This window comes from Thiolapillus sp. (genome assembly GCF_048562965.1).
In the GTDB taxonomy this organism is placed as follows: domain Bacteria; phylum Pseudomonadota; class Gammaproteobacteria; order Chromatiales; family Chromatiaceae; genus Thiolapillus; species Thiolapillus brandeum_A.
The window spans coordinates 1-839 of sequence record NZ_JBHNMF010001144.1; the positions used below are offsets into that span (position 1 = coordinate 1).

Below are 839 nucleotides of genomic sequence, written 5' to 3' on the forward strand. Positions count from 1 at the left end.
CTGCCGTTACCGACACGCACGCAAGACTCGGTTACTCTCTCCCGGCCAGGTTTGAGAGGCGGGCCTTTCACCCACTTGGAAAGCACACAGCTTTCAGGACGCACTCCCGGAAATTTCACCCGGGAACGCGGTGATCGTGCCCGGATCGGCGTTCAGGTGCGGATTTGGGATTGAATCAATAGCCCAAGCTATTGATGATTGAGCAAATACCGCAGATGGACGGCGAGACCGGTGCGAGGGCGCGTTCAGCGATGCCCGGTAACATTTTGCACTTTACTAATATTCCAGAATATTCCATGAAATACCGTAAGCTAGAATATTTTTCCAGCGACTGGGTGAAATGTTCGGGCTAGGCCGGTGCCCACGATCCTTCGGGAGTCAGCAGTGAAACCCTCAACCCACCTTCCGTCCGTCTACCTGCGCTGATCCGGAAACCGTGGAGTTCCACGATGCGCTTTACAATGGACAGCCCCAGACCGTTGCCCTGCGCCTGCTGCTTCGCGACGGTGCCACGGTAGAAACGTTCAAACAGATGGGGTAATTCGCTGTCGCTGATACCGGGACCGTCATCCAGGACTTCCAGCCGCAATGCCCCGTCATCCCGGCTGACGCTGATTTCGGCGTACTGACGCCCGTATTTGATCGCATTGCCCAGCAGATTGTGCACGAGCAGACTCATCAGTTCCCTGTCTGCCTGCAGGACAGCCTCTTCGCTGCAGCGTAAGCGCCCAAGAATCCACACCTGTTTTCCCGACCTGACCCCGTGCAGACTTTCTCCTGAAATTTCACGACACAGGAGAAATCGATGGACATGTCTGATGCCACCGAAGGCGCGTCAT

1 protein-coding gene is annotated in these 839 nt (G+C 56.0%); it reads right to left on the reverse strand.

What is annotated here, in order from left to right; translation table 11 throughout:
* Positions 1-349 precede the first annotated feature (349 nt).
* Positions 350-742 (reverse strand): sensor histidine kinase, encoded by a 393-nt coding sequence (locus ACOCD2_RS22890; RefSeq protein WP_293689767.1) that lies wholly within the window; start codon positions 740-742, stop codon positions 350-352.
* Between the last annotated feature and the right edge of the window lie 97 nt (positions 743-839).